This window comes from Aquabacterium humicola (assembly GCF_030167915.1).
Taxonomy (GTDB): Bacteria; Pseudomonadota; Gammaproteobacteria; order Burkholderiales; family Burkholderiaceae_C; genus Pseudaquabacterium; species Pseudaquabacterium humicola.
On sequence record NZ_JARGNB010000002.1, the window covers coordinates 859,354 to 884,652 of the forward strand.

28 protein-coding genes are annotated in these 25,299 nt (G+C 72.3%); 8 read left to right on the forward strand and 20 right to left on the reverse strand.

The window, feature by feature from the left end; all coding sequences use genetic code 11:
* Window positions 1-45: 45 nt before the first annotated feature.
* Window positions 46-621, reverse strand: a complete 576-nt coding sequence (locus tag P1K89_RS14160) for a hypothetical protein (RefSeq protein ID WP_350081293.1) — start codon at window positions 619-621, stop codon at window positions 46-48.
* A gap of 67 nt (window positions 622-688) precedes the next feature.
* Here P1K89_RS14160 and P1K89_RS14165 point away from each other — a divergent pair, with 67 nt between their 5' ends.
* Both P1K89_RS14165 and P1K89_RS14170 read left to right on the forward strand, forming a co-directional pair.
* Complete coding sequence (locus P1K89_RS14165; protein ID WP_284617084.1) at window positions 689-1,846, forward strand: hybrid sensor histidine kinase/response regulator; 1,158 nt, start codon at window positions 689-691, stop codon at window positions 1,844-1,846.
* Window positions 1,847-1,877: 31 nt separating this feature from the next.
* Window positions 1,878-2,513: a response regulator gene (locus P1K89_RS14170; protein WP_284617085.1), complete on the forward strand. Its 636-nt coding sequence runs from the start codon at window positions 1,878-1,880 to the stop codon at window positions 2,511-2,513.
* 59 nt (window positions 2,514-2,572) lie between these two features.
* On the opposite strand, the gene P1K89_RS14175 is transcribed toward P1K89_RS14170, so the two are convergent.
* The 14 genes from P1K89_RS14175 to P1K89_RS14240 all read right to left on the reverse strand — a co-directional run bounded on the left by P1K89_RS14175 (window position 2,573) and on the right by P1K89_RS14240 (window position 16,535).
* Window positions 2,573-4,402 carry a putative bifunctional diguanylate cyclase/phosphodiesterase gene (locus P1K89_RS14175; RefSeq protein WP_284617086.1) on the reverse strand — a complete coding sequence of 610 codons (1,830 nt, stop codon included), beginning with the start codon at window positions 4,400-4,402 and terminating at the stop codon, window positions 2,573-2,575.
* A gap of 75 nt (window positions 4,403-4,477) precedes the next feature.
* Window positions 4,478-5,305: an HDOD domain-containing protein gene (locus P1K89_RS14180; RefSeq protein WP_284617087.1), complete on the reverse strand. Its 828-nt coding sequence runs from the start codon at window positions 5,303-5,305 to the stop codon at window positions 4,478-4,480.
* Between the two features lie 98 nt (window positions 5,306-5,403).
* Entirely contained in the window at window positions 5,404-6,165 is a 762-nt protein-coding gene (gene fliR / locus P1K89_RS14185) for a flagellar biosynthetic protein FliR (protein WP_284617088.1), read from the reverse strand.
* Between the two features lie 25 nt (window positions 6,166-6,190).
* Window positions 6,191-6,460, reverse strand: coding sequence for a flagellar biosynthesis protein FliQ (fliQ, locus tag P1K89_RS14190; RefSeq protein WP_284617089.1), 270 nt, complete (start codon window positions 6,458-6,460; stop codon window positions 6,191-6,193).
* A gap of 7 nt (window positions 6,461-6,467) precedes the next feature.
* Entirely contained in the window at window positions 6,468-7,214 is a 747-nt protein-coding gene (fliP, locus tag P1K89_RS14195) for a flagellar type III secretion system pore protein FliP (RefSeq protein WP_439897995.1), read from the reverse strand.
* Between the two features lie 31 nt (window positions 7,215-7,245).
* On the reverse strand, window positions 7,246-7,617 hold the full coding sequence (gene fliO, locus P1K89_RS14200) for a flagellar biosynthetic protein FliO (protein WP_284617090.1): 372 nt from the start codon (window positions 7,615-7,617) through the stop codon (window positions 7,246-7,248).
* Between the two features lie 19 nt (window positions 7,618-7,636).
* The gene (fliN, locus tag P1K89_RS14205) at window positions 7,637-8,068 is read right to left on the reverse strand and encodes a flagellar motor switch protein FliN (protein WP_284617091.1); all 432 of its coding nucleotides are present in this window, start codon (window positions 8,066-8,068) and stop codon (window positions 7,637-7,639) included.
* On the reverse strand, window positions 8,061-9,062 hold the full coding sequence (gene fliM / locus P1K89_RS14210; protein ID WP_284617092.1) for a flagellar motor switch protein FliM: 1,002 nt from the start codon (window positions 9,060-9,062) through the stop codon (window positions 8,061-8,063). The genes fliN and fliM overlap by 8 nt, the downstream gene beginning before the upstream one ends.
* A 42-nt stretch (window positions 9,063-9,104) precedes the next feature.
* The gene (locus tag P1K89_RS14215) at window positions 9,105-9,713 is read right to left on the reverse strand and encodes a flagellar basal body-associated FliL family protein (RefSeq protein ID WP_284617093.1); all 609 of its coding nucleotides are present in this window, start codon (window positions 9,711-9,713) and stop codon (window positions 9,105-9,107) included.
* 185 nt (window positions 9,714-9,898) lie between these two features.
* Window positions 9,899-11,785 carry a flagellar hook-length control protein FliK gene (locus P1K89_RS14220; protein ID WP_284617094.1) on the reverse strand — a complete coding sequence of 629 codons (1,887 nt, stop codon included), beginning with the start codon at window positions 11,783-11,785 and terminating at the stop codon, window positions 9,899-9,901.
* 18 nt (window positions 11,786-11,803) lie between these two features.
* Window positions 11,804-12,280 carry a flagellar export protein FliJ gene (gene fliJ / locus P1K89_RS14225; protein ID WP_284617095.1) on the reverse strand — a complete coding sequence of 159 codons (477 nt, stop codon included), beginning with the start codon at window positions 12,278-12,280 and terminating at the stop codon, window positions 11,804-11,806.
* Window positions 12,281-12,303: 23 nt separating this feature from the next.
* Window positions 12,304-13,758, reverse strand: coding sequence for a flagellar protein export ATPase FliI (gene fliI / locus P1K89_RS14230; protein WP_284617096.1), 1,455 nt, complete (start codon window positions 13,756-13,758; stop codon window positions 12,304-12,306).
* A gap of 150 nt (window positions 13,759-13,908) precedes the next feature.
* Window positions 13,909-16,044, reverse strand: a complete 2,136-nt coding sequence (locus P1K89_RS14235; RefSeq protein WP_284617097.1) for a molybdopterin cofactor-binding domain-containing protein — start codon at window positions 16,042-16,044, stop codon at window positions 13,909-13,911.
* A complete protein-coding gene (locus P1K89_RS14240; protein ID WP_284617098.1) occupies window positions 16,041-16,535 on the reverse strand; it encodes a (2Fe-2S)-binding protein in 495 nt (164 codons plus the stop codon). Before P1K89_RS14240 ends, P1K89_RS14235 begins: the two co-directional genes overlap by 4 nt.
* Before the next feature lie 102 nt (window positions 16,536-16,637).
* Here P1K89_RS14240 and P1K89_RS14245 point away from each other — a divergent pair, with 102 nt between their 5' ends.
* Window positions 16,638-17,264: a TetR/AcrR family transcriptional regulator gene (locus tag P1K89_RS14245; RefSeq protein ID WP_284617099.1), complete on the forward strand. Its 627-nt coding sequence runs from the start codon at window positions 16,638-16,640 to the stop codon at window positions 17,262-17,264.
* Here the strand turns inward: P1K89_RS14245 and P1K89_RS14250 are convergent.
* Window positions 17,254-17,553: a hypothetical protein gene (locus P1K89_RS14250; RefSeq protein ID WP_284617100.1), complete on the reverse strand. Its 300-nt coding sequence runs from the start codon at window positions 17,551-17,553 to the stop codon at window positions 17,254-17,256. The genes P1K89_RS14245 and P1K89_RS14250 overlap by 11 nt on opposite strands.
* Window positions 17,554-17,870: 317 nt before the next feature.
* On the opposite strand from P1K89_RS14250, the gene P1K89_RS14255 reads away from it, so the two are divergent.
* The 5 genes from P1K89_RS14255 to ydiK all read left to right on the forward strand — a co-directional run bounded on the left by P1K89_RS14255 (window position 17,871) and on the right by ydiK (window position 20,922).
* A complete protein-coding gene (locus tag P1K89_RS14255; protein ID WP_284617101.1) occupies window positions 17,871-18,287 on the forward strand; it encodes a hypothetical protein in 417 nt (138 codons plus the stop codon).
* 85 nt (window positions 18,288-18,372) lie between these two features.
* The gene (locus tag P1K89_RS14260) at window positions 18,373-19,095 is read left to right on the forward strand and encodes a Crp/Fnr family transcriptional regulator (protein WP_284617102.1); all 723 of its coding nucleotides are present in this window, start codon (window positions 18,373-18,375) and stop codon (window positions 19,093-19,095) included.
* A gap of 227 nt (window positions 19,096-19,322) precedes the next feature.
* Complete coding sequence (locus P1K89_RS14265) at window positions 19,323-19,673, forward strand: hypothetical protein (RefSeq protein WP_284617103.1); 351 nt, start codon at window positions 19,323-19,325, stop codon at window positions 19,671-19,673.
* A 32-nt stretch (window positions 19,674-19,705) separates the two neighbouring features.
* The gene (locus P1K89_RS14270) at window positions 19,706-19,843 is read left to right on the forward strand and encodes a hypothetical protein (protein ID WP_284617104.1); all 138 of its coding nucleotides are present in this window, start codon (window positions 19,706-19,708) and stop codon (window positions 19,841-19,843) included.
* Window positions 19,844-19,863: 20 nt separating this feature from the next.
* Window positions 19,864-20,922: an AI-2E family transporter YdiK gene (gene ydiK, locus P1K89_RS14275; protein ID WP_284617105.1), complete on the forward strand. Its 1,059-nt coding sequence runs from the start codon at window positions 19,864-19,866 to the stop codon at window positions 20,920-20,922.
* Here ydiK and P1K89_RS14280 read toward each other — a convergent pair.
* The 4 genes from P1K89_RS14280 to P1K89_RS14295 form a co-directional block, all read right to left on the reverse strand.
* Window positions 20,885-22,519: a diguanylate cyclase domain-containing protein gene (locus P1K89_RS14280; RefSeq protein WP_284617106.1), complete on the reverse strand. Its 1,635-nt coding sequence runs from the start codon at window positions 22,517-22,519 to the stop codon at window positions 20,885-20,887. The genes ydiK and P1K89_RS14280 overlap by 38 nt on opposite strands.
* A 12-nt stretch (window positions 22,520-22,531) precedes the next feature.
* Complete coding sequence (locus tag P1K89_RS14285; protein ID WP_284617107.1) at window positions 22,532-24,022, reverse strand: ATPase domain-containing protein; 1,491 nt, start codon at window positions 24,020-24,022, stop codon at window positions 22,532-22,534.
* Window positions 24,019-24,372, reverse strand: coding sequence for a hypothetical protein (locus tag P1K89_RS14290; RefSeq protein ID WP_284617108.1), 354 nt, complete (start codon window positions 24,370-24,372; stop codon window positions 24,019-24,021). The genes P1K89_RS14285 and P1K89_RS14290 overlap by 4 nt, the downstream gene beginning before the upstream one ends.
* Before the next feature lie 234 nt (window positions 24,373-24,606).
* Window positions 24,607-25,299, reverse strand: a complete 693-nt coding sequence (locus P1K89_RS14295) for a Crp/Fnr family transcriptional regulator (protein ID WP_284617109.1) — start codon at window positions 25,297-25,299, stop codon at window positions 24,607-24,609.

Sequence of the window (25,299 nt, forward strand, 5' to 3'; positions counted from 1 at the left end):
CGTACTCCAGGGATCAGGGGGTTATCGGGCGTAACAGTGAAAGATTTAGAACAGCTCGATCGAGCCTGCGTCCATTTCGTCCTGCGTGACGGGGTTCGGACGCAGCGGCGCTTCTTCGATCACCGCCTCGCCGTCCTCGTCGTCGCCCATCACGTCGCGGGCGAGGCGGTCGGCGCAGTTGCGCAGCCGGCGCTGCAGGTGCGCGATCAGCTGGGTCGACATGTCCTGGAACTGCAGCGCGGTCACTGCGCCGCCCATGTGCTGCATGGCCTGCTGGAGGGGCCCCTTGTCGAGCGTTGGCAGACGCTCGGCGAGTTCCATCAGTTGCCCGATCTGGGCCGAGGCGCCGTAGAAATGACCCATCAGGGTCTCCGTGGCATCGGTCAGCAGGCCGGCCAGGCGCTCCAGGTCGTTGTTCGCGACCATCAAGTTGTCCTGCACATCCGCCGCGGTGAGCAGCGGCATCTGTGTCATGGACGACTCTGCCGTCGGTTCGTTGTTCAACATCGTCACTCCGCGTTGGGGTCGAGACCGGGCCGTCTGCTTTCGGCTCTGGTGACAGGATTTTTCGGCAGCGACCCCATCGGCATTGAGCCGAAGACGGCGGAAAAGGCGGGCCATTTCCACGCCGGAGCGTCAAGGACACCCCCTTGGACGAGGAAGAAGCCGGCTTTGCCATACTCCCCCCATGCGAGAGACGCCCGACGCCCGCCCGTTGCGGCTGCTGCACATCGAGGATTCGCCGCTCGACCACGACCTGGCGCTGGCGCACCTGCGGCGCGCCGGGCTGCGGGTGCAGCCGCTGCGGGTGGATTCCGAGGCCGACTACCGCCGCGCGCTCGCCGAGCAGGAGTGGGACATCATCCTGTCGGACTTCAACCTGCCGGGCTTCACCGGCCTGAAGGCGCAGGAAATCCTGCAGGACAGCGGGCTGGCGCTGCCGTTCATCCTGGTCTCCGGGGAGATCGGCGAGGACACGGCGGTCGCCGCGATGCGCAGCGGGGCATCGGACTACCTGCTGAAGAACAACCTCGCGCGGCTGGCGCCGGCGGTGGAACACGCCATCGAGGCCAACCGCGAACGCCTGGCGCGCATCGATTTCGAGCGGGAGCTTGCAGCGTCCCGCCAGCGCCTGTCCGAGCTGGCGCAGCACCTGCAGACCAGCGTCGAGATGGAGCGCGCCGCGATCGCCCGCGAGATCCACGACGACGTCGGCGGCGGGCTGACCGCGATCAAGTTCGACCTGGCCTGGATCGGCCGCCATGTCGCGTCGCCCGAGGTGCAGCAGCGCGTGGCCTCGGCGTTGGAGACGGTCGACCTGGCGATCGAGGCCAGCAAGCGCATCATGCACAACCTGCGCCCGGCGATCCTGGAGCAGGGCCTGGTGGCCGCGCTGCAGTGGATGGCCTCGCGCTTCGAGAAGCGCAACGGCATTCCCTGCGGCTTCCGCACCAGCCACGAGGTGATGCAGCTGCCGGCCGGCGTGCCGCTGGTGGCCTACCGTTTCGCGCAGGAGGCGCTGACCAACGTCAGCAAGCATGCACAGGCCACCAAGGTGACGATCGACCTGTCGCTGACGCGCGGCGTGCTGTCGCTGGAAGTGGCCGACAACGGCCGCGGCCTGTCCGCCGCCGACCTCGCCAAGGCGCGCAGCTTCGGCCTGCGCGGGCTGCACGAGCGCGCCGGCACCGTCGGCGGCTGGGTCGACGTGTCGAGCAGCTCGGCCGGCACGATCCTGATGCTGTCGGTGCCGCTGTCGCTGCCCGGCGCGGACGACGACGACGAGCACGCGCGGCGTTTCGACGAGGACGAGGACCACGATCCTTCGACGTGGGGTGCGCCATGACGTGTCGCGAGGTCGCGATGGAGGACTTCGAATGATCAAGGTGATGCTCTGCGACGACCATGCGCTGATCCGGCGCGGCATCCGCGACACGCTGGCCGACGCACCCGACATCGAGGTGGTCGGCGAGGCCGGCGACTACGGCGAGCTGCGCGCGCTGCTGCGCGGCCCGCGCTGCGACGTGCTGGTGCTGGACATCAACCTGCCGGGCCGCTCGGGCCTGGACGTGCTGCACACGCTGAAGGACGAAGGCTCGCAGATCAAGGTGCTGGTGGTCAGCATGTACCCGGAAGACCAGTACGCGATCCGCGCGCTGCGCGCCGGCGCCTTCGGCTACGTCAACAAGGGCGGCGACCCGCAGCTGATCGTGCAGGCCGTGCGCACGGTGGCGCAGGGCCGCAAGTACGTGACGCCCGAGATCGCGCAGATGCTCGTCGAGAGCCTGACGACGCCGGTGCCGGAGAACGCGCACGACAAGCTGTCCGACCGCGAGCTGCAGACGCTGGTGATGATCGCCAGCGGCAAGCGCCTGTCCGACATCGCCGAGGAGCTGATGCTGTCGCCGAAGACGGTGTCGGTGTACCGGGCGCGCGTGCTCGAGAAGCTCAACCTGCAGAACAACTCGGAGCTGACGGTCTACGCGATCCGCAACGGGCTGGTGGGGGGCTAGCCCCCCACCGGGGGGAAGGCTCCAGTCAGTTCGACGCCGGCTCGTGGGGCCACGCGTGGTCAGGTCGTGGTCTCCGCCGACTCGTCGAGCAGCAGGTCGCACGACGGCGCTTCGTCCGGCGGACCGAGCAGCGGCGTCAGTTCGGGCGCGGCCAGCGGGCGGCCGATGTGATAACCCTGCACGCGGTGGCAGCCCAGTCCGGCGAGCAGGCGCAGCTGGTGCTCGTGCTCGACGCCTTCGGCGACGATCTCGACGCCCAGCGAGCCGGCCATGCCGACGATCGCGCGGACGATCGCCGCGGTGTCGTCGCAGGTGGTGATCTCGGCGGTGAAGCTCTTGTCGATCTTGATCGTGTCGATCGGGAAGCGGCGCAGGTGGTTGAGGCTGGAATAACCGGTGCCGAAGTCGTCCAGCGCCAGCAGCACGCCGATGGCCTTCAGCGCGCGCAGGGTCGCGTGCACCGACTCGGTGTTGTGCATCAGCGCGGTCTCGGTCAGCTCCAGCTCCAGCGCGCGTGGCGGCAGGCCGCACAGCTCCAGCGTCTCGCGCACCAGCTGCGGGATGTCGTGGGCCATGAACTGCCGCGCCGACAGGTTCACCGCCATCACCAGCCGGGTGTGGCCGGCGGCATGCCAGGCTTGCAGCTGGCGGCCCGCGGCGCGCAGCACCCAGCGACCGAGCGGCGCGATCAGGCCGGTTTCCTCGGCCAGCGGGATGAAGCGCTCGGGACTCACGTTGCCGAGCACCGGATGGCGCCAGCGCAGCAGCGCCTCGACCGCGACGATGCGGCCCGACGCCGGCTCGAACTGCGGCTGGTAGTGCAGCTCGAACTGCTCCTGCTCGACCGCCAGGCGCAGCGCGCTGTGCAGCTCGACGCGCTGCAGTGCCTGCAGCCCCATGTCGCGCGTGTAGCACTGGAAGCCGTTGCGGCCCTCGGCCTTGGCCCGGTACATCGCCGCATCGGCCTGCTTCAGCAGCAGCTCGGCGCTGTCGCCGTCGGCCGGGAAGGTCGCCAGGCCCAGGCTCGCGGTGACGTGCAGCAGGCGATCGTCGAAGCGCAGCGGTCGGGCGAGCGCCTGCACGATCTCGTGCGCGACCAGCGCGGCCTCCTCGGCGCGCGGCAGGTCGACCAGCATCACGACGAACTCGTCGCCGCCCAGGCGCGCCACCGTGTCGCCCTGGCGCACCAGCGACTGCAGCCGGCCGGCGACGGCGCGCAGCAGGCGGTCGCCGACCTCGTGGCCGAGGCTGTCGTTGATGTACTTGAAGCCGTCGAGGTCCAGGAACAGCAGGGCCAGCGGGCGCCCGGTGCGCCGCGCTTGGCCGAGCGCCTGCGTCATGCGGTCGTGCAGCAGCGCGCGGTTCGGCAGGCCGGTCAGCTCGTCGTGGTGCGCCATGTGGCGGATGCGCTGCTCCGAGCGCTGGCGTTCGATCGCGATGCCGGCCAGGCGGGCGGCCGATTCGATGCCCTGGCGCTGCTGCGCGGTCGGGGTCCAGCCGGGTTTCGCATGCAGCACGAAGCTGCCGAGCACGACGTTGGTGTGCGACAGGATCGGCGTCGACCAGCCCTGGCCGGGCGCGGGCAGCGGACTCGGGTCGGGGTTGTCGAGCAGATGGATCGTCGCGGTGACGTCACGCACCTGCGATTCGGCAAGCTGCACCAGGCTGTCGAGCACCTCCGGCATCGGCGCCCGGGTGGCGATCATCTCGAGGATGCGGCCCTGGTCGCTCAGCGCTTCGCGCGCGGCGATGGTCGGCGCCTCGCGCGAATCGGCGAAGGATGACGTATGCCGCCAGCGGCGCGCGCGCCACGCACGCAGCCGCCCCCACCCGCGGGCGAGCAGGATGCCGGCGACCAGGCCCGCCAGCAGCGCAGCGGCGATGAGCATGGCCGCCAGATCGGCACGAATGGCGAACGCTTGAGCCGGCGCAAGACGCGCCGGCGCCGGACCGTGAAGGAATGCTCAGGCCGTGATTTCAGCCGCCGCGGCGGTCAGCGCGTCGTGCGTGGGCAGGCGCACCACCAGCACCTCCGGCGTCAGCCTCAGCTTCGCGAGCACCGGCGCCTGCCACAGCCGCACCGCGTCGATGCGGTCGAGGTTGTCCTCGCCGGCGTCGGTCAGCACGCTGGCCACGCGCAGGATCGCGCCCATCGGCGAGAAGGGCTCGGCACCCAGCGGATTGGCGGCCGTGAAGAGCGCATCGACCAGTTCCAGCGGCAGGTGCCAGCGCGCGGCGAGCTCGGCGGACACCTCGGCATGGCTGCAGCCGAAGTGCTCGCGCTCGGCGCTGAAGATGCTGTCCGGCGCGCCGGCCACCGATTCGACCAGCGCCACCGCGCCGGGCTCGGCCATCAGCATCAGCAGCTGGCCGCTGCGCAGCAGCAGGCCGGCGACCTCGGCCATCGCGGCGTCCTCGTCGATCAGCGACGCGATCGCGCGCGCGTAGCCGGCGGTGGCCAGGTTCTGGCGCCAGAAGCGCTGGCGGTCGAAGCCGCGCGGACGCGGGAAGGTGTCCACGAGGCACGCCGTCAGCGCCAGTCCGCGCAGGCCGTTCAGGCCGATCAGCGCGGCGGCATCGGGCAGGTGGGCGACGCGACGGCGCGCGCCGTAGCGCGCGCTGTTGGCCAGGCGCAGCACACGCGCGGCGAGCGCGGTGTCCTGGGCGATCAGCTCCGACAGCTCCACCAGCGAGACATCCTCGCGGCGGAAGGTCTCCAGCAGCCGGTGCGCCACCTCGGGCAGCGCCGGCAGCGAGTTGGCATGGACGAAGAAGCGATCGATCCTGGACATGACGGTCTCCCTGGCGGTCCGGTGCGCACCACAGCTGTGTACGGCAGCGACCCCGATTCCATTTCGACACCCAGCGGGTCCGGCTTGAACGCGAAACGCTATTGAAAGTGTCCGAGCATGCGTTCCAGCGCCATCGTGAACGGTTGCTCCAGCAGCGGCAGCGTCAGCAGCATGCCCACCAGCCCGACGCCCAGCGTGACCGGAAAGCCGATCGCGAAGATGTTGATCTGCGGCGCGACGCGCGAGATGACGCCGAGCACGAGGTTGACGAACAGCAGCATGCCCACCAGCGGCAGCGCGATCCACAGACCCATCGAGAACACCTCGGCGCCCCAGGCCGGCACGTTCACCGCGCGCAGGAAGGCGAAGGGCTCGGGGCCGACCGGGAAGATCACGAAGCTCTTCGCCAGCGCCATGATGATGGCCAGGTGGCCGTTGACGATGATGAACAGGAAGCCGACGATGGTGCCGAAGAAGCGGCCCGACGCGGTGCCCTGCGATGCCGTGGCGGGATCGAAGAAGCCGGCGAAGTTCAGGCCCATCTGCAGGCCGATCAGCTCGCCGGCGAACTCCACCGCGGCGAACACCACGCGCACCGCGAAGCCCAGCGTCACGCCGATCAGCACCTGCTGGATCACCAGCATGAAGGCGGCCGCCGAATCCAGCGGCACCACCGGCATCGGCGGCAGCGAGGCCTGCGAGGCCAGCGCGATGAAGAAGGCCAGCGACACCTTCACCCGCATCGGCACCGAGCGCTGGCTGAACACCGGCAGCGCGGTGAACAGCGCCAGCGCGCGCAGGAAGGGCCACAGCAGCGGCGTGAGCCAGCCGGTGAGCTGGGCTTCGGTGAAGCTGATCACGGCGCGGCGGGCGAGGGCGGCGGCGTCAGCCGACCATCGAAGGAATCGACTGCAGCGTGCGCTGGATGTAGTCCACCAGCATCGTGATCATCCACGGCCCGGCGATCGCCAGCACGGCGACGGCGGCGAGCACCTTCGGCACGAAGCTCAGCGTCTGCTCGTTGATCTGCGTCGCGGCCTGGAAGATGCTGACCACGAGGCCGACCACCAGCACCGACAGCAGCACCGGCGCCGAGATCATCAGCAGCATGTACAGGCCCTGCTGGCCGAGCGTGAAGACGTGGGACGAGTCCATGTTCTACCTAAGTCGCGAAGGAGGCGGCCAACGAGCCGAGGAGGAGGTTCCAGCCGTCGGCCAGCACGAAGAGCATCAGCTTGAACGGCAGCGCGACCAGCACCGGGCTCAACATCATCATGCCCAGGCTCATCAGCACGCTGGCCACGATCATGTCGATGATCAGGAACGGGATGAAGATGAGGAAGCCGATCTGGAAGGCGCTTTTCAGCTCGCTGGTCACGAAGGCCGGCACCAGCACCGAGAACGGCATCTGCTCGCCCTTGACCGCCGGGTCCACCTTGGCCAGCTTGGCGAAGAGCTGCATGTCGCTCTGGCGCGTCTGCTTCAGCATGAACTCGCGCATCGGCAGCTCGCCGCGCTTCAGGGCTTCGCTGAAGTCGATCTGCTGCGCCTGGTAGGGGGCCCAGGCCTGGGTGTAGACCTTGTCGATCGTCGGCGACATCACGAAGAAGGTCAGGAACAGGCTCATGCCGACGATCACCTGGTTCGGCGGCGCGGCCTGCGTGCCCAGCGCCTGGCGCAGCAGCGACAGCACGATCACGATGCGGGTGAAGCCGGTCATCAGCAGCAGCACCGCGGGCAGGAAGGACAGCGCGGTGAAGAACAGCAGCGTCTGGATCGGCACCGAGTAGCTGGTGCCGCCGGCGCCCTGGCCGATCAGCAGCGGCAGGTTGGCGCCGCCGGTGGCCTGCTGCGCTAAAGCCGCTGCAGGCAGTGCCGAAATCACCGATACGGCCAGGCATTGGCCGATGCGGCGAGCGACGCGCGAAAAGAAGATCGATTCAGTGCGCACCGTCGTCCCCCTTGGGAGCGGCGGGAGCGGCGGGAGCGGCGCCACGCGCACGCGACAGCAGCTGCGCGAACGGCAGCGCGGCCTGGCCGGCGGCGGGCAGCTCGGCCTGCGGCGCCATCGTGTGCAGCGCATTGATGCCGCCGGGCGTCACGCCCAGCACCAGCCAGCGGCGCTCGTCGCCCGAGCCGACCTCGACGGTCAGCAGCTTCTGGTTCGGCCCCAGCGGCAGCGCCGCCACGAGCTTCATCGGCCCCTGCGACGCGGCGGCGCCGATCGGCGTGCGCTTGAGCAGCCACAGCGCGACGGGAATCAGCACCAGCACCGCGACGAAGGCGGCGACCGGCCCGAGAACGGAGTTCATTCGGCGGCGTTCCTTGGCGTCAGGCGCGCGACAGGCGGCGCATGCGTTCGCTCGGGGTGACGATGTCCGTCAGCCGGATGCCGAACTTGTCGTTGACGACCACCACCTCGCCCTGCGCGATCAGGTAGCCGTTGACCAGCACGTCCATCGGCTCGCCGGCCAGCGCCTCGAGCTCGACGACCGAGCCCTGCGCGAGCTGCAGGATGTGCTTGATGGGGATCTTGGTGCGGCCGAGCTCCACGGTCAGCTGGACGGGGATGTCCAGGATCATGTTGAGGTCGTTGCCGGCGGCATTCGGCGCCACGCCGGTCGGCGCGAAGTTCGCGAACGAAGCGGCCGCGACGCTCTCGACCGCCGTCGACATCCCGCTGTCCGCGGGCTTGGCCTCGGCCAGCGCGGCCGCCCACTCGGCGGCCATGCGGTCCTCTTCGGACATCTGCGGTTCACTCATTGCTCTCTCCGAGCCAGCCCGCGGGGGTGCTGGTCAACAGTTTGTCGATCTTGATGGCGTAGCGGCCGTTGGAGGTGCCGTAGTGGCAGTCGAAGACGGGCACGCCGTCCACCTTGGCCTGGATCATCGGATTCAGGTCCAGCTCGATGAAGTCGCCGGGCTTGAACGCGAGCAGCTGCTCGACCGTCGCGGAGGCGTGCGCGAGCTCCGCGACCAGCTTGACGTCGGCGGACTGGATCTGCTGCTTCAGCAGCTTGACCCAGCGCCGGTCGGGCTCGCTCGAGTCGCCCTGCATCGTGCTGTACAGCACGTCGCGGATCGGCTCGAGCGTCGAGTAGGGAATGCAGAAGTGCACCGTGCCGGTGGTCTCGCCGATCTCCAGCGTGAAGCTGGTGGCGACGACGATCTCGGAGGGCGTCGCGATGTTCGCGAACTGCGGCTGCATCTCCGAGCGCTGGTACTCCATCTCCACCGGGTAGATGCCCGACCAGGCCTTCTTGTACTCGGCGATGATGGTCTCGACCAGGCGCAGGATCACGCGCTGCTCGGTGGGCGAGAAGTCGCGGCCCTCGATGCGTGTGTGGAACTTGCCGGCGCCGCCGAACAGCGCGTCGATCACCGCGAAGACCAGCGTCGGGTCGCAGACGATCAGGCCCGAGCCGCGCAGCGGGCGCACCGAGACGATGTTGAAGTTCGTCGGCACGACGATCTCGCGCAGGAAGGCGCTGTACTTCTGCACCTTGATGCCGCCGATCGCGACCTCGGGGCTCTTGCGGATGAGATTGAACAAGCCGATGCGGATGTTCCGCGCGAACCGCTCGTTGATGATCTCCATCGTGGGCATGCGCCCACGAACGATGCGTTCCTGGCTGGCGAGGTCGTAGTCGCGTATGCCGCCGGTGGGCGTGTCTTCCTGCTCGAGCTTCTGGCTCTCGCCGGTGATGCCTTGCAGCAGCGCATCGACTTCGTCTTGCGACAGGATCTGCTGATTCATGCGCTCGGCTCGAACGAAGGAGTGGGCCGCGTCACTGCGGAGTTATTGAATGATGATGTTGCTGAACTGCACGGCCTTGACCGGGTAGTCCACCGGCGCCTTCTTCTTCTTTTTCTTCGTGCCGGCGGCCGGCGGATCCTCGTCGTCCAGCTGCAGCGTGATGCCCAGCGGGCGCATGGCCTCGCGGCGGATCTCCTGCGCCAGGCGCAGCTTGCCTTCTCGGGTCAGCAGCTCGCCGGCGGTCTTGTGCGCCAGCAGCATCAGGATGTTGTTGCGGATCGCCGGCATGTAGAGCTTGAGCTCCTCGCCGACCTTGGCGTCCTCGATCTGCAGCGTCACGCCGATCTGCGCATAGCGCTCGGCATCGCGGTCGGCGAGGTTGACGGTGAAGGGGTCCAGCGGCACGAAGATCGGCGGCACGCGCTTCTCCTCGACCTTCTCCTCTTCGAGCTTGGCCTTCGCGACGGCCTTGCCGTCGGTCTCCTCGGCCTCCGCTTCCGCAGCGGCGCGCGACTTCTTCAGCAGGAACAGCCCGGTGCCGCCGCCGGCCAGCACCAGCAGCAGCGCGGCGGCGACGATGATGATCAGCTTCTTCTTGCCGGCGGCCTTCGGCGGGGTGGCATCGGCGACATCGGCGGTGGCGGTGGACATGCAAGCTCCGGCAGATCAGACCCATCACGGGTGTTGCCGGCCATTGTTCGGCCGCGGGGGGATCGGCGAAGTCGCGAATAGCGGGGGAAAGCGGCCGCGATTTGCGGCCGGGGACGGCTTGACGCGGTGAACGACCGGGTGCCCGCCGGGCCGCTGCGGCCGGCAGGCGCCCCGACGCCGGGGGGTCAGGCGACCAGGTCGACCAGCCCGCGGCGCGGCGCGGCGCTGACGGTGCTCACGCCGGCAGGGCCGGCCGAAGCGTCGTCGTCGCGCCCGCGCGGGCCGCTGCCGCGGCGGTGGCCGTCGTCGCCGTGGCGGCCCGGCGACGATTGCTGCTGCGGCTGCTGGAACACGCCGCCGCCGGCCAGCGTCATGCCGGCATCGCGCAGCGAGCCGGCCAGGGTCGGCAGCGAGGATTCGATGGCCTGGCGCGTCGAGGCCACCTCGGCATGGAAATCGACCCGCGCGGCGTTGCCGTCCAGCGAGATCTGCACCAGCACCGGCCCCAGGTCGAGCGGGTTGAGCTCGATGCGCGCCTGCTGCACGCCCTCCTTGGCCATCAGCGAGATCTGCGCGCCCATCGCCGGCGCGAACTCGGGGCTTTGCGGCGAGGTGGGCAGGGTGTAGGTCGGCGCGTCGGCGAAGCTCGGCGCGGGGCTGGCCGGAGTGGCCGGCGCGGGCGCGAGCAGCGATTGCAGCTGGTCTGCGAAGCGCGGCAGCGCGGCGGGCGATGCGGCGGGCGCCGGGCCGGCGGCCGGCGTGGAAGCGGCCGCGGCGAAGCGGTCGCTGCCGCCGGCGCCGTCGCGGCCGTCCTGCGCAGCGCCACGGCCGGCCAGGGGTGCGACGTCGCCCGGGTTGCGGCCGGTGGCGTCGGCGGTAAAGCGTTCGGTGGCGGCATCCGTGCGCGATGCGCGGGACGGGCCGCGCGTCGCGGCCGGTTCGCCGGCACGGTCATCGGCGCTGCGGCCCGGGCGGGTCGTCGCGCCACCGGGCGCCGCCGCCGACGGCTCGGCAGCGCGCACGGCGCCGATGCCGGCCGGCAGCGGACGGGCGGGCGGCGATGTGGCGGCGAGGGCGGCGGTGGAGGGGGCAGCCTCGGCCGCCGACGTCGGCGCCGTGGCGGCGGGGGGTGTCGCGGGGACCGGCGCTGCCAGGACGGCGGGCACCGGCGCCTGGGCGGCGGACGCCGCTTCGGCGCCAGGGGGTAGTGCGGTCGGGGCCGGGTCGGCGCCGGCTGCCACGGCCGCCGTCGCCGCGCGCGGCTCGACGGTCTGTGTGGACAAATCCGTGGGTGCGGGCGCGGTGGGCTCGGCCGTTGTCGAGGGCCGGACGGCGACCGGCGCCGCGGGTTCGGCGGACGCGGCGTCGTGTGCCGGCGCGCCCGGCAACGGATCGATCGGCGCGGGCAGGGCCTTCGGCGTGGCCGCGTCGGGCAGCGGCCGCGCGGCGGCGGCGATGCGTTCGGCGGCGCGGGCGGCGACAGCGGGCGCGGTGGCGACGGGTGGCGCGGTGGCGACGGCCGGCGCCGGAGCGCCGGCCCGGGCGCTCGTCGGGGACGCCGGCACGGCGCCCGCCGGGGGCAGCGTCGCGGTCGCCGGATCGCCGTCGGGGGCGTCCGTCGCGATCGGCGTCGCCGGCGCGGGCAGCAGGCCGGCGGCGCGGCTGATGTCGGGATCGATCGCCGGCAGCGGCGCCGGCAGGGCGGTGGCGGGCAGGGTGTCGGACAGACCCGGCTCGGCGGGGTCGGCCAGGCCGCAGTCGCCCGCGAGGGTCGGCTCGGTGCCGTCGTCGTCCACCGGCGGCGGTTCCACGTCCTGCGCCGGCGCGCGGCCGGCGGCCGCGCGGCGGGCGTCGGCGGCTGCGACGGCCCGGCGGGCCACGGCGAGGCCGGGTGCCGCAGCGGCGGCGTCGTCCTGCAGCGCGTCGGCGCTGCGCTGCAGCGCGCCGGCAAAACCACCGGGTCCGGCGCCGTCGCTGTCACCGGGCCCATCGGCGCGCAGGCCGCCGCCGAGCGGGTCGGCGGCGATCGCCGGGCGGGCGGGTGAAGCCGAGGGGTTCAGCAGGCTCAACATGCGCGGTGCCTTCGAGGGTTACATGAAGGACGCGGCCAGGCGCGCGACGCCGTGCTCGCGGCCGCCACTGGCGCTGCCGGCGCGGGAGGCGGCTTCGTCGGTGCTGCGCTGCTCGCGGCGGTCGGCGACGCGGCGCTGTTCCTGCTCGCGGCGTTCGATCAGCTTCTTGACCGCGGCGACGCGCTGTTCACGCTCGAGCAGCAGCGCCCGCGCCTGCGCGACGCGGTTCTGCGCCTGCGCGGCGACATGGCCCTGCTGGGTGATCGCCTGGTCCAGCCGCTGGCCGAAGCCCTGGTAGCACTGCAGCAGCTCGATCGTGCCGGTCTGCCGGAACTGCATCGACCAGCGCTGCTGGTACTGCGTGCGGTAGGTGTTCAGCTGCTCGGCCTGGGCCTGCGCGCTCGCGGCGGCGGCCTCGGCGTTGCGCAACGCCGTCAGCGCGGCGTCGCGCTCGGCTTCGGCGTGTTCGAGCAGCGTATGGAGCGAGGTGTTCATCGGTCAGGCCTGGTGGGGTTCGGTCAGACGCCGACCAGCCGGCACAGCTGGCTGCGGCTCATGTCGAGCGGGGCACGGTCATGCATGTCCTGCTGCAGCAGCGCGACCAGCTGCGGCTGCAGGCGCACCGCGAGGTCGAGCTCGTGGTCGTGGCCCGGCTGGTAGGCGCCGAGCTGGATCAGGTCGCGCGCGCGCGTCAGCTTCGACAGCAGCGCACGGGCGCGGCGCGCGGCGTCGAGCTGCTCGCGCGGCGCGACGCTGGTCATCACGCGGGAGATCGAGCGCTCGACGTCGATCGCCGGGAAATGGCCGGATTCGGCGAGCTCGCGCGACAGCACGATGTGGCCGTCGAGGATGCCTCGCGCGGCGTCGGCGATCGGGTCCTGCTGGTCGTCGCCTTCGGACAGCACGGTGTAGAAGGCGGTGATCGAGCCGACGCCGTTGAGGCCGTTGCCCGAGCGCTCGACCAGCTGCGGCAGCTTCGCGAAGCACGACGGCGGGTAGCCCTTGGTGGCCGGCGGCTCGCCGATGGCCAGCGCAATCTCACGCTGGGCCATCGCGTAGCGAGTGAGCGAATCCATCAACAGCAGCACGTGGCGGCCCTCGTCGCGGAAGTGCTCGGCGATGGCGGTGGCGTAGGTCGCCCCCTGCATGCGCACCAGCGGCGGCGCATCGGCGGGCGCCGCAACGACCACGGACCGCTGCAGCCCTTCCTCGCCGAGGATGTCCTCGATGAATTCCTTGACCTCGCGGCCGCGTTCGCCGATCAGCCCGACGACGATCACGTCGGCCGCGGTGTAGCGGGCCATCATGCCCAGCAGCACCGACTTGCCGACGCCGGTGCCGGCGAACAGGCCGATGCGCTGACCGCGGCCGATCGTCAGCATCGAATTGATCGCCCGCACGCCGGTGTCCAGCGGCGTGCGCACCGGGTCGCGGTCCATCGCGTTGATCGGGCGGCGCACCATCGGCTCGGGCCGCACGTACTGCAGCGGTCCGTTGCGGTCCATCGGGTGGCCGTGCGCGTCGACGACGCGGCCGAGCAGGCCGTCGCCCATCGGCAGGTGCAGGCCGCGGTCTTCCGTCCGGCGCCAGAGCTGGTTGTCCTTGCCCAGCAGCGGCGGCGCCTGCGGCGTCGAGCGCGCCGAGACGCGCGCGCCGCTGGTCAGGCCGTGCACCTCGCCGGTGGGCATCAGGAAGGCGCGGTCGCCGTTGAAGCCGACCACCTCGGCCAGCACCGGGTCCTTGGCATCGCCGTGCACCTCGCACACCGAGCCGACCGGCGCGCGCACGCCCGCGGCTTCCAGCACCAGGCCGGTCACGCGCACCAGCGTGCCCTGGTTCTGCAGCGGCGTGCGCAGCGCGGCGTAGTTCTCGAGGTCCTTCAGATAGTGGTGCCAGCGTTGCACGCGGGCCGGCACGCCGGTGTCGATGTCGACATCGGCGTCGGGGGCGGCGGCTGGCGGCGTGGCGGACATGCGGGTCGGGCGTTGGGGCCGGGCGTTCGGGCCGGGCGCGCAGGCCCGGCGACGGTGAATGTCCGGATGTTGCCGGTCGGCTGGCGCCCGAAGCGGCGGATAAGTGGCGGAAAAGCCGGCTGACTCCGGGCCTTCGCCCGCCGCGCGCGCTCAGCCGCCGGACGATCCGGCGCCCAGCAGGGGCAGCGCGCGCAGGCGTTCTCCGGTCAGGCGCGCCCAGGCGTTGGCCACCGCCGGCGCGACCAGCGGCAGCGCGATCTCGCCGACGCCGCGCGGCTCGGCATCGCCGGCGTCGACGAAGCGGCAGTCGATCGCCGGCGGCAGCTCGGTCAGGCGGGCGACGGCGTAGTCGGCCAGCGAGCGCTGGCGCGCGCGGCCGTCGGCGAAGTCCAGCACCTCGGCGCGGGCGATCGACCAGCCCATCAGCGCCGCGCCTTCGATCTGCGCCTGCGCCAGCGCCGGGTTGACGATGCGGCCGGCGTCGACCGCGAACTGCAGCCGGTGCAGCCGCGGCCGGCCGGCGTCGTCGCGGCCGACCAGCGCCCGCAGCGCGATGTGCGAGCCGCGCAGGCTCATGAAGGCATGGCCGGCGGCGAGACCGGGCGGGACCGGCGGGTCGCCCAGCGCCTCGACCACGCGCCGCGCGCGGGCGTCGTCCAGCATCGCCAGCCGGTAGGCCAGCGGGTCGGCCCGGGCGGCCAACGCGCACTCGTCGACCAGCGTCTCGATCGCGAAGACGTTGAAGCCCGCGCCGACGCCGCGCAGGAAGCCGCAGGCCACCGGCAGCGGGCGGTGGATCGACTCGATGCGCTGCTGCGCGATGGCGTAGCCGTGCTCCGAGCCGTCGACCAGGGTCTGGTCGAAGCCCTCCTTCGCGAAGCGCTCGGGGAACAAGCGCGCGGTGGTCGCGCTGCCGACGCTGCGGTGCAGCCAGCGCACGATGCGCCCGCGCTCGTCGAGGCCGGCCTCGAGCTGCTGCGCGGCGATCGTGCGCACCTGGCCGTTCGGAATGTCGTCACCGACGAACTGCAGCACGTGCACCGGGCGTTGCAGCTGCAGCGCGAGCCAGGCGGCAGCGCCGGCGGCATCGTTGTCGACGCGGCGGCCGAAGGCGCCGCCGACCAGCGTGGACTGCACCGAGAACGCCGGCGGCGGGCGCTTGGCGGTCTGCGCCGCGCGGCGCATGTCCAGGCTGGGGGCCTGCGTCGAGGCGACCAGGTCCGCGCCCTGGTTGAACCACGCCGGCGTGGCCTGCGCGTTCAGCGGCTCCAGCGCGGCGTGGGTGACGTGCCGGCTGAGCACCAGCGCCTGCAGCGTCTGCACGACCGGCGCGCCGCCGGACGCCGGCCGGGCATCGCGCACGACATGGGCATCGGCGGCGCCTTCGCGCGCGATGGCGGCGAAGCGCTGCAGCGCCGCTTCGCTGTCGTAGGGCTCGGCGGGAGGCTGCCAGCGCGGCCGCAGCGCGGCGCGGGCCTGCAGCGCCGACCAGGTGTCCTGCGCGATCACCGCGATCGGCGCCGAAGCGCCGGGCAGCGGGCGCACGTCGATCACGCCCGGCAGCGCGCGCGCCGCGCCCGCCCCGGCGTCGACCAGCGTCGCGCCGAGGCGATCCGGCGGCAGCAGCACCGCGACCAGCGCGTCCGCGCCGCGGGCATCGACGCCGTAGACGGCGCGGCCGGCGAGCTTGTCGATCAGGTCCAGCCGCGGCAGCGCGCGGCCGACCAGCCGCGACGGCGGCGGCGGCAGCGCGGGCAGGCGGTCGAGCAGGCCGGGCAGTTCGGCGCGCGGGCCGAGCTCGGCATAGGCCAGGCGGCGGCCGTCGCGGTGCAGCAGCCAGCCGGACTCGGTGCGCACGTCCGCCGCCGCGCAGCGCCAGCGCTGCATCGCGTTCCACACCAGCACCGCGCGGGCCTGCGCGCCGGCCGCGCGCAGCACCGGCCAGAACGCACGCGTCGCGGCGCTGTCGGCGGTGACCAGGCGCAGGCCGAAGTGCGGGTTGCCGTAGGCCTCGTCGTAGGGGGCCGGCTCGACGCGCAGGGCGTGCCAGTCGGCATCCAGCGCATCGGCCAGCACCTGCGCCAGCGCCGTCGTGCTGCCCTGGCCCATCTCGACGGCCGGGTTGACCAGCACGATGCGGCCGTCGCCCTCGAAGCGCACGAAGGCGTTGACGCGGCGCGGCGCGGCATCGGCGCGCACGGCGGCGGCGCCGAACAGCACCGCGGCGCTGCCGGCGGCGCCGCCGACGAGCAGCGCGCGGCGGCTGAGGCGCAGGGCGCCGTTCATCGCGCGCTCCGCGGCGCCGCGGCGAGGGCAGCCTGCGCGGCTTTCACGACGCGCGGCCCGGTGCCGCAGCGGCACAGGTGGCCGGCCAGCGCGGCTTCGAGGGCCGCGGGCGAGGGCGGCTCGGGCGCCGCGAGCAGGGCCGCGCAGGTCATGGCCTGGCCGGGCTGGCAGTAGCCGCACTGCAGCGCCTGGTGCGCGGTCCAGCCCGCCTCGAGGCGCGTGCGCAGCGAGGTGTCCAGGCCCTCGATCGTCGTCACCGCGCGGCCGGCGACCGCCGACAGCGGCAGCTGGCAGGCGCGCGCCGGTGCGCCGTCCAGGTGCACGGTGCAGGCGCCGCAGGCGCCCTGCAGGCAGCCAGGCTTGGTGCCGCGCAGCTGCAGGCGGTCGCGCAAGGCCCACAGCAGCGGCATCGCGGGGTCGGCGTCCAGCCGCGCGGCGCGACCGTTCAGCTTGAAGTGGATCGGGGTCCAGGGACTGGGGGATGGGCTCACGGTGGCTCCTTGAGTACCGATCGGTACTGGCCACGTGATGCTAGTACCATGCGGTACTGGCGCGGTGTCTCGCTGCGTCTCGTTTTGTTTCGCGAACAGGCCATGCAGCCGCCCCCACCGACCGACGACGACGGCGCCGCCCGCCGGCGCGACGAGATCCTGGACGCCGCGCTCGCGCTGCTGGAGGAGCACGGCTACCGCGACACCTCGATGCTGAAGGTGGCGACGCGCGCGCGGGCCTCGAAGAACACGCTGTACCAGCACTTCCCGACCAAGCAGGCCCTCTTCGCCGCGCTGGTGGCGCGCGCCGCGGCGGCGATGAACGCCGACATCGTCGAGGCCTTGACCGCCGATGAGCCGCTGGCGCCGACGCTGCAGACCTTCGGCGAGCACCTGCTGCGGCTGCTGAGCGGCCCGCAGTCGCTGGCGATCAACCGCGCGGCAATCGCCGAGGCGAAGCTCGCGCCCGAGCTGGCGCAGGCGCTGGCGGCCAACGGGCGCGACAACACCGCGCCGCTGCTGGCGCGCTATCTCGCAAGGCAAGTGGCCGCGGGGCGCTTGCGCGCCGACGTGCCGCTGCCCGAGGCGATCGAGGCCTTCATCGGGCTGCTGCTGGGCGACCTGCAGGTGCGGCTGCTCTGGGGCATCGCCGCGCCGCCGGACGACGCGGCGATCCGCGCGCGTGCGCGCCGCGCCACCGAGCGCTTCCTGGCGCTGTTCAGGGCGTGATCGGCGTCTTGGCGATCGCGTCGCTGGGACGGGGCTGTCGCCACGTCGCCTGCGTGTCGACGAACGCCGGCGGGGGCTCCGTCGTCTCGGCGGGGTCATCGCGCCGCTCGGCCTGCGCCGAGCGCCACGGCGTCCACGCGAAGTCGATGACCACGAAGGCCAGTCCCAGCAGGGCCGGCACCGCGAGGGCCGCCAGCACCGCATCGCCCGCAGGCACGCCGTGCAGCAGCGCCACCGTGCCGATGGTGGCCAGCGCGCAGGCCGCCAGGGCCTTCACGGGCCACGGCACGGCATGGGGCCGTTTGTCCGGTGGCACGGGACCGGGCCGTTCGTTCGGTGGCACGGAACGTGGCCGCTCGTTCGGCGCGTCGATCTCCGGCGCGGCCTCCAGGTGGGCGGCAGGCGATGTGGGATCGGTCGAAGGCATCGGCCCAAGGTAGGCAGCTCGCGCGGCCGGGTCTGTTCGATAGCGCACGCAGCGCGCGCCTCGCTGCTCGCGCCCGCGCCTGTACCAGCCGGAATGCCGGCCCTGCGCGCAGCTGGGTTCGCGCGCGCACAGACGGCGCGCGCGCGCCGGTGCAGAGTGCAGCGAAACCGGAGCCCACCATGACACGCAAGCATCGCAGGACCACCGACGAGCGCTCGTACGCCGCGGCCGAAGACACGCTCACGGCGGAAGGCGGCCGGCCCTCGGCCCTCCCGCCGGAACTGACGATGAGCGAGTTCGGCATCGGCTTCGACGGCCGGCAGTACGTGTACAACGGCTACCGCTACGACCGCCTCGCGGACGCCGCCGCGTACGCCGGACTGATCCGCTCGCGGCCGACCCAGCTGGATGCCGGCGGCTCGTTCACGCTCGGCGTCCGGTCCGACGCCCCGAGCGACGCACAGCGCAGCCTGATGGCGGCGCTGTCGATCGGGTTCGACGGCCGTGCCTACCACTTCGACGGCTTTCGCTACGACAACCTCGCCGACGCGGTGAGCTACGCGAAGCTGACGCGACCGATCGGCGACCGCGCCTGAGTCCGCTCGCGGGCGCACCGGGCGCAAGGGGGCGCAAAGGGGGGGCGCACGAGGCTCCCGCGTGGGCTGCCTATACTCGGGCAGCATGGCTGAACAGGCGACCGCCACCGATCCGCGCGCAAACCGCCTGCTCGCCGCGCTGCCCGCCGACGAGTGGGCGCGCTGGTTCCCGGCGCTCGAACCCGTCGAGATGCCGCTGGGCGCGGTGCTCTACGAGTCGGGCATGCCGATGGGCCACGTCTATTTCCCGACCTCGTCGATCGTGTCGCTGCTGTACGTGATGGAAGACGGCGCGTCGGCCGAGATCGCGGTGGTCGGCAACGAGGGCATTGTCGGCATCGCGCTGTTCATGGGCGGCGAGACCACGCCCAGCCGATCGGTCGTGCAAAGCGCCGGCATGGGGTTTCGCATGCGCGGCCAGCTGCTCAAGGACGAGTTCAACCGCTCCGGGCCGGTGCTGCACCTGCTGCTGCGCTACACGCAGGCGCTGATCACGCAGATGGCGCAGACGGCGGTCTGCAACCGCCACCATTCGCTGGACCAGCAACTGTGCCGCTGGCTGCTGCTGAGCCTCGATCGCCTGCGTTCGCCCGAGCTGGTGATGACGCAGGAGCTGATCGCCAACATGCTGGGCGTGCGCCGCGAGGGTGTGACCGAGGCCGCCTCCAACCTGCAGCGCACGGGCCTGATCCGCTACCGGCGCGGCCACATCACGGTGCTGGACCGCGAGGGGCTCGAACGCCGCACCTGCGAGTGCTACTCGGTCGTCAAGAAGGAGTACGACCGCCTGCTGCCGCCGCCGGTCTAGGCCAAGGGGGTCATGGCACATTGCCGGCGGTTTGCCCTGCGTCGTGTGCGCACCCGGCGCCGCGCGCGGCACGCCGCGCGCCGCGCGCGGCACGCTCAATGTGCTCCAGCGGACAGACGGGCCGCCGAGGCGAAGTCATGCTGTCCAGCGGAACTCGATACGGTGCATGTCTGCACGTCGCTCGCGCGTCCGCTGCGGGTGCTGCGCACCCGGAAGAAAGGTTGACCATGAACATTCCCATCGAAACCAAGCCGGCGCTGTGGGGCGCCTTCGGCGGCGCGGTCGCGGCCGCGATCATCGGCTTCAGCTGGGGCGGCTGGACCACGGGTGGCAAAGCCGAGGCGGCCGCGTCGATGCGCGCCAACGACGCCGTCGTGGGTGCGCTGGCGCCGGTGTGCGTCGAGCGCTTCCAGCGCGCGGGTGACGCGGCAGCCAACCTGGCGGCCCTGAAGAAGGCCGACAGCTGGGCGCAGGGCGAATTCGTCGAGAAGGGCGGCTGGGCGGCCATTCCCGGCACCAGTGCCCCCGATCGCGTGACCGCGGTGGCGAGGGCCTGCGCCGCGCTGCTGGTCGTCTAAGGCGCCGTTCGCGGCAATGAAGGAGAACGACCATGTCCAAGGGACAACGCGGCAACAAGGAAGCGAAGAAGCCGAAGAAAGCGCCGCAGGCGCAGCCGCCTGCCGGCCCCGCGCCGCCGGCGACGCCACCGGCAGCGGCGACGGTGCCGCCGCGGTTCACGAGGAAGTAGCGCCGCAGCGCGCCGGCGCCGTGGCGGCGCCCGAGCGCGAGCTGACACGCCCGCTGCTGGGGCTGCTCAGTCTCGGCGCGCTGATCGTCGCTTCGTTCTGGACCCTGCGCCCGTTCCTCGCGCCGGGGATCTGGGCGGCGATGATCGTCGTCGCGACCTGGCCGGCGATGCTCTGGCTGCAGGCGCGGCTGTGGCAACGCCGGGCCTGGGCCGTGGTCGCGATGACCGTGCTGCTGCTGCTGGTGTTCATCGTCCCGCTGGCGCTGGCCATCGGCACGATCGTCACGAATGCCGAGGAGATCGGCGCCGGGCTCAAGGCGATCGCCGCCTTCCGGATGCCGGCGGCGCCGGACTGGCTGGCCGGCCTGCCGGTCATCGGCGCGCCGCTCGCGCAGGCCTGGCAGCAGGCCGTGGCCGCCGGCATGGACGGCCTGCTGGCGCGTTCGATGCCCTACGCGGGCAGCGTGACCCGCTGGATCGTCGCCGAAGCCGGCAACCTCGGCTTCCTGTTCCTGCAGTTCCTCTTGACGCTGATCCTCGCCGCGCTGATGTACGCGCACGGCGAAACCGCCGCGGCCACGATTCAGCGCTTCGGCCACCGGCTGGCCGGGGAACGCGGCGAGAACGCGGTGCTGCTGGCGGCGCAGGCGATCCGCAGCGTCGCGCTCGGCGTGGTGCTCACCGCGGTGGCGCAGTCCGGGCTCGGGGCACTCGGCCTGGCGGTCGCCGGCGTGCCGTACACGGGCCTGCTGGCGGCGGTGATGCTGCTGCTGTGCATTGCGCAGATCGGACCGTCGCCGGTGCTGGTTCCGGCGGTCATCTGGCTCTACTGGAGCGGCGAGTCGGCCTGGGGCACCGCGCTGCTCGCGTGGTCGGTGGCCGTGGTGACGATGGACAACGTGCTGCGGCCGATGTTGATCCGCCGCGGCGCCGACCTGCCGCTGCTGCTGATCTTCGCCGGCGTCATCGGCGGGCTGCTGGGCTTCGGCCTCGTCGGGATCTTCGTCGGGCCGGTGGTGCTGGCCGTGGCCTACACGCTGCTCAAGGCCTGGCTGGAGGAGCGTACAGCGGCAGCGTGACGACGAAGCGGCTGCCGAAGCCGATGCCCGCGCTGCTGGCGACGACGCTGCCGCCGTGCGCCTCGACCAGCTCGCGCACCACGGTGAGCCCGATGCCCAGCCCGCTGCCGTTGAAGCCGATCGCATGGCGGTCCTGCGCGAAGGGCTCGAAGACCTTCTGCAGGGCCTCCGCCGTGATGCCGATGCCGTTGTCCGACACCGCGATGGCCAGCGTGTCGTCGGCGGCGGTGGCCGACAGGCCGATCTCGCCGCCGACCTGCGTGTACTTGGAGGCGTTGTCGAGCAGGTTGCACAGCACCTGCGTCAGGCGCACCGGGTCGCCGTCGACCACCATCGCGCCTTCGGGCACGAAGGCGAGGAAGTGCTGCAGGCGGGCGTCCATTGCCGGCCGGCAGGCCTGCACGGCGGCGTCGATCAGCTCGCTCAGGTCGACGGGCTGGCGCTGCAGCCGCAGCTTGCCGGTGGAACTGCGCGAGACGTCGAGCAGGTCACCCACCAGCCGCGTCATGTGCACGACCTGGCGCTCGATGACCGCCTGCACGTACTGCAGCAGCGGCGCATCCGCGCGACCCTGGTTCAGCAACGCGGCCGCGGCACGGATCGGCGCCAGCGGCGAGCGCAGCTCGTGCGCCACCACCGCGAGGATCTCGGTCTGCCGCACCTGCGCCTGCTCGGCAGCCGCCTGCAGCTGCTGCGCGGTGAGGGCGGCCATCACCAGGTGCTCGTTGGCCTCCTGCAGCAGCGCGCGCTGCTGCTCGTGATCGGCGTGGGCCTGTTCGTAGGCGGTCAGCGGCCGCTGCAGCGCGCGCAGCGTCGCCGGCGACGGACCCGTGCCTTGCACGGCCTCTTCGACGTGCCGGAAGACGAAGCTGCGCAGCCCGCGCCGCTTGGCGGCGTACATCGCGTCGTCGGCCCGCGCGATCAGCGTGTCGGCCTCGTCGCCGTCGTCGGGATACAGGCTGATGCCGATGCTGGCGCTCAACCGGATCACGTGGTCGCCGATGCGCCCGGGGGCGCCGAGCGCCGCGCCGATCTTCTCGGCGATGCCCTGCGCGTCGCCCGCGTGGCCCACGTCACCGAGCAGGATCACGAACTCGTCGCCGCCGAGGCGGCTGACGGTGTCGACCTCGCGCACCGACGCGGCCAGGCGGCCCGCCGCCAGCCGCAGCACCTGGTCGCCCACCGCGTGGCCGAGCGTGTCGTTGATCTGCTTGAAGTTGTTCAGGTCCATGAACAGCACCGCGGCGCGGCAGCGATGCCGCTTCGCGCTGGCGATGGCCCGGGCCAGCCGGTCGCGCAGCAGCAGGCGGTTCGGCAGCCCCGTCAGGGCGTCGAGCTCCGCCGAGCGCGACGCCTCCCGCAACGCCACCGCGGCTTCCTGGGCCGCGGTGTCGGCCTGCGTCTGCACGCGCAGCGCCGACAGCACCAGCTGCTCGTTGGCCTCGAGCAACTGCGCCGCTGCGTGGCTGCCGAAATGCCGCTCGGCCGCGACCACGTCGGCACGCAGGGCCGCCAGCGTGGCGTGCGCCTGCGCGATGGCCAGCCTCACCGTGGCCAGCTCGCGCGCGGGGTCGTCGGAGTGATCGGCCGTGTTCATCGCTCGCCGGCGTCAGCCGCTCCCTTCGGCCGCGGGCACCGGCAGCGCGCCGTCCGCCGCCACGCGGACCGGCCGCCCGCCGAGCAGGCCCACGTGGTCGGTGAGCCGCTCGCCGACCCGGATGCCGCTGCCGTCGATGCTGAACAGGCGCAGCTCGTTCGAGTGCGCGCTCGCGCGCACCTTGACCACCGCCATCACGCGCAGCAGCCGGCTGTCGACCTCGACATAGCGCTGCACGATGATCGCGTCGGTCAGGAAGGCGGTGCCGTAGGGGCTGAAGCGCAGGTCGTTGTAGCGGTCCTCCAGCTCGGAGGTCATCAACACCGTGACGCCGGCGCCCGCCAGCGCGGTGACCAGGCGCGCCAGCGATTCGCGGAAGTCCTCGCGGAAGGTCGGCGCGAGCGCCAGCTCGAAGCCCGACAGCGAGTCGATCACCACGCGCCGCGCCTGCAGGCGCCGGATCTCGCCCAGCAGCAGGCCGACGATCTCGTCGATCGACAGGTCGGGCGCGCGGCTGTCGATCAGCGCGACGTGGCCGCCATCGATCAGCTCGGCGAGCAGCCGGTTGCGCAGCCGGCGCGGCTGCGGCTCGAAGACCGCGACGACGCCTTTCTCGCCGCGGCGCACGCCTTCGGCGAGGAACGATGCGGCCAGGATGCTCTTGCCCGAGCCCGACGGCCCGGCCACCAGCACCGAGTAGCCCGCCGGCACGCCGCCGCCCAGCATCTCGTCCAGCTGCGGCACGCCGGTCAGGACGCGCCCGCCGGCGGACGGGGCCGCCGCGACGGCCCCGGTCAGTCCCGCCGGCGCGAAGACCTCGAGGCCCGCGGCGCCGATGCGGAAGGTGTGCAGCCCCGGCAGCGTCGGCTGGCCGCGCATCTTCATGATCTCCATCTTGCGGACCATCGAGTTGCGCTGCACGCTCTGGCGCAGCCAGATCAGGCCGTCGGCCAAGGTGAACACCGGGTTCGCATTGGCGTCGGTCTCGCTGCAGTACTCGCCGATCAGGAAGGTCGTGGCCTGCCAGCTGGTCATCAGCATGCCCAGCTGCTGCACGAAGTGCTGCAGCTCGTTGTGCGGATGGCCGCCGTCGGCGCCTGCCAGCACGACGGAGCGGAAGGAATCGACGAAGACCAGGCCCGGTCCGCGCGCCTGGACCTCGGCGACGATGCGGCGCAGCACCTTGTCGAGGTCGCCGTCGCGGGTCTCCTCGCCCAGGTTGACGAAGTGCACCGAGCGGTTGATGGCCTCGTTGTCGAAGAACCCGAACTGCTGCTGGTAGCGCAGCATCTTCAGCGGCGGTTCGCCGAGCACGGTGAAATACAGCGCCGGGCGCTGCGGCGTCGCCAGCGCGAACATCATCTGGTGCGCCAGCGTGGTCTTGCCGCTGCCGGGCGGCCCGGCGATCAGGTTGAACGAGAACTCGGGCAGGCCGCCGCCGAGCACGGCGTCCAGGCCCGGCACGCCTGTGGCCAGGCGGTTGATCGTGACGGAGGTGCTCATGGGGTGCTGTCCTGCGCGGGCGGGTCGCTCGAAGGGGCTGCCCACACCGCGCCCAGCAGGCGATCGGTGAGCGACGGTCCGATCAGGCTGCCGAGCAACTCCTGGAGCGTCGCCAGCAGGGCATTGCCGACCTGCAGGGCCTCGGTGCGGCCTTGCGCGGAGACGATGGCGCGCAGTGCCGCGAGGTCGGTCAGGCCGTCGGCGTCATCGTCCACCTTCGACAGGCAGGGGTGCGTCGCGGCCGCGAGGTGGAGGCTGCGCCGCAGCAGCGCGGCGACGCCGCGGCGCCCGATGATGGGGGCGAGGGCCGCGCCGACCTGCTGCCAGGTCGCGACCAGCGCCTCGGCCACCTCCGCGGCGCCGGCGCCGGACCCGACCCGGCGGGTCAGGGGCGCGGCGGCGCTGTCGGGGGGGGGCACATCAAAAGAAGGTGTAGTCACTGGGGCTGTTCGATCACACGCCTGCGCATGCGCAGGCGCTTCATTGGAGGCATGGCCAACGCCCGTGCCTGCAGCTTCCGTTGCGGCCGGGCGCCGGTCTGTTCGCTGGCGAACCGACGGCGCCCCGCGCCCGGCGCACCCATCTCAGCCCACCGTCATGCGGTAGACCCGCCGATCGTCGGCATAACAGCTGCAGGCCGTCGACTCCAGGCCGGCGCGATCGAGCACGGTGATGTCGCCGCGGTGGTAGCGGATCAGGCCCCGCCGCTGCAGCGCGCCGGCGGCGGCGGTGATGCCGACGCGGCGCACGCCCAGCATGTGCGCCAGCAACTCGTGCGTCAGGTGGAAGTTGTCCGAATGCGCGCGATCCTGGGTCATCAGCAGCCAGCGGGCGAGCCGCGGTCCGACCTGGTGGAACCGTGTGCAGGCCGTCGCCGTCGCCAGCTGGGCCATCAGCACGTAGACGTAGCGGCTCAGCGACTGCTGCAGCCCGGCGTTGCGCGACAGCTCGCGCCGGAACGGGGCCGCCGCGATGCGCAGCGCGCTGCCCGCGCCCTGGACCTGCGCCTGCAGCGGGATGGCGCTGACGCCCAGCACCAGTTGCGCACCGAGCATGCCCTCGCGGCCGATCAGGCCGACCTCGAGGCCGGGCCGGCCGGTGCCCGCCGTCACCAGCGAGACGAAGCAGTCTGCGGGGAAATACACATGGCGCGTCGGCTCGCCGGCCTCGCCGAGCAGGTCCCCCTGGGCCAGCTGCACCGGCTCGCCGGCGGCGATGACGCACGCGCGGTCGCGCGGCTGCAGTCTGGCCAGCAGATGGTTCTCGGCGGGTGCCAT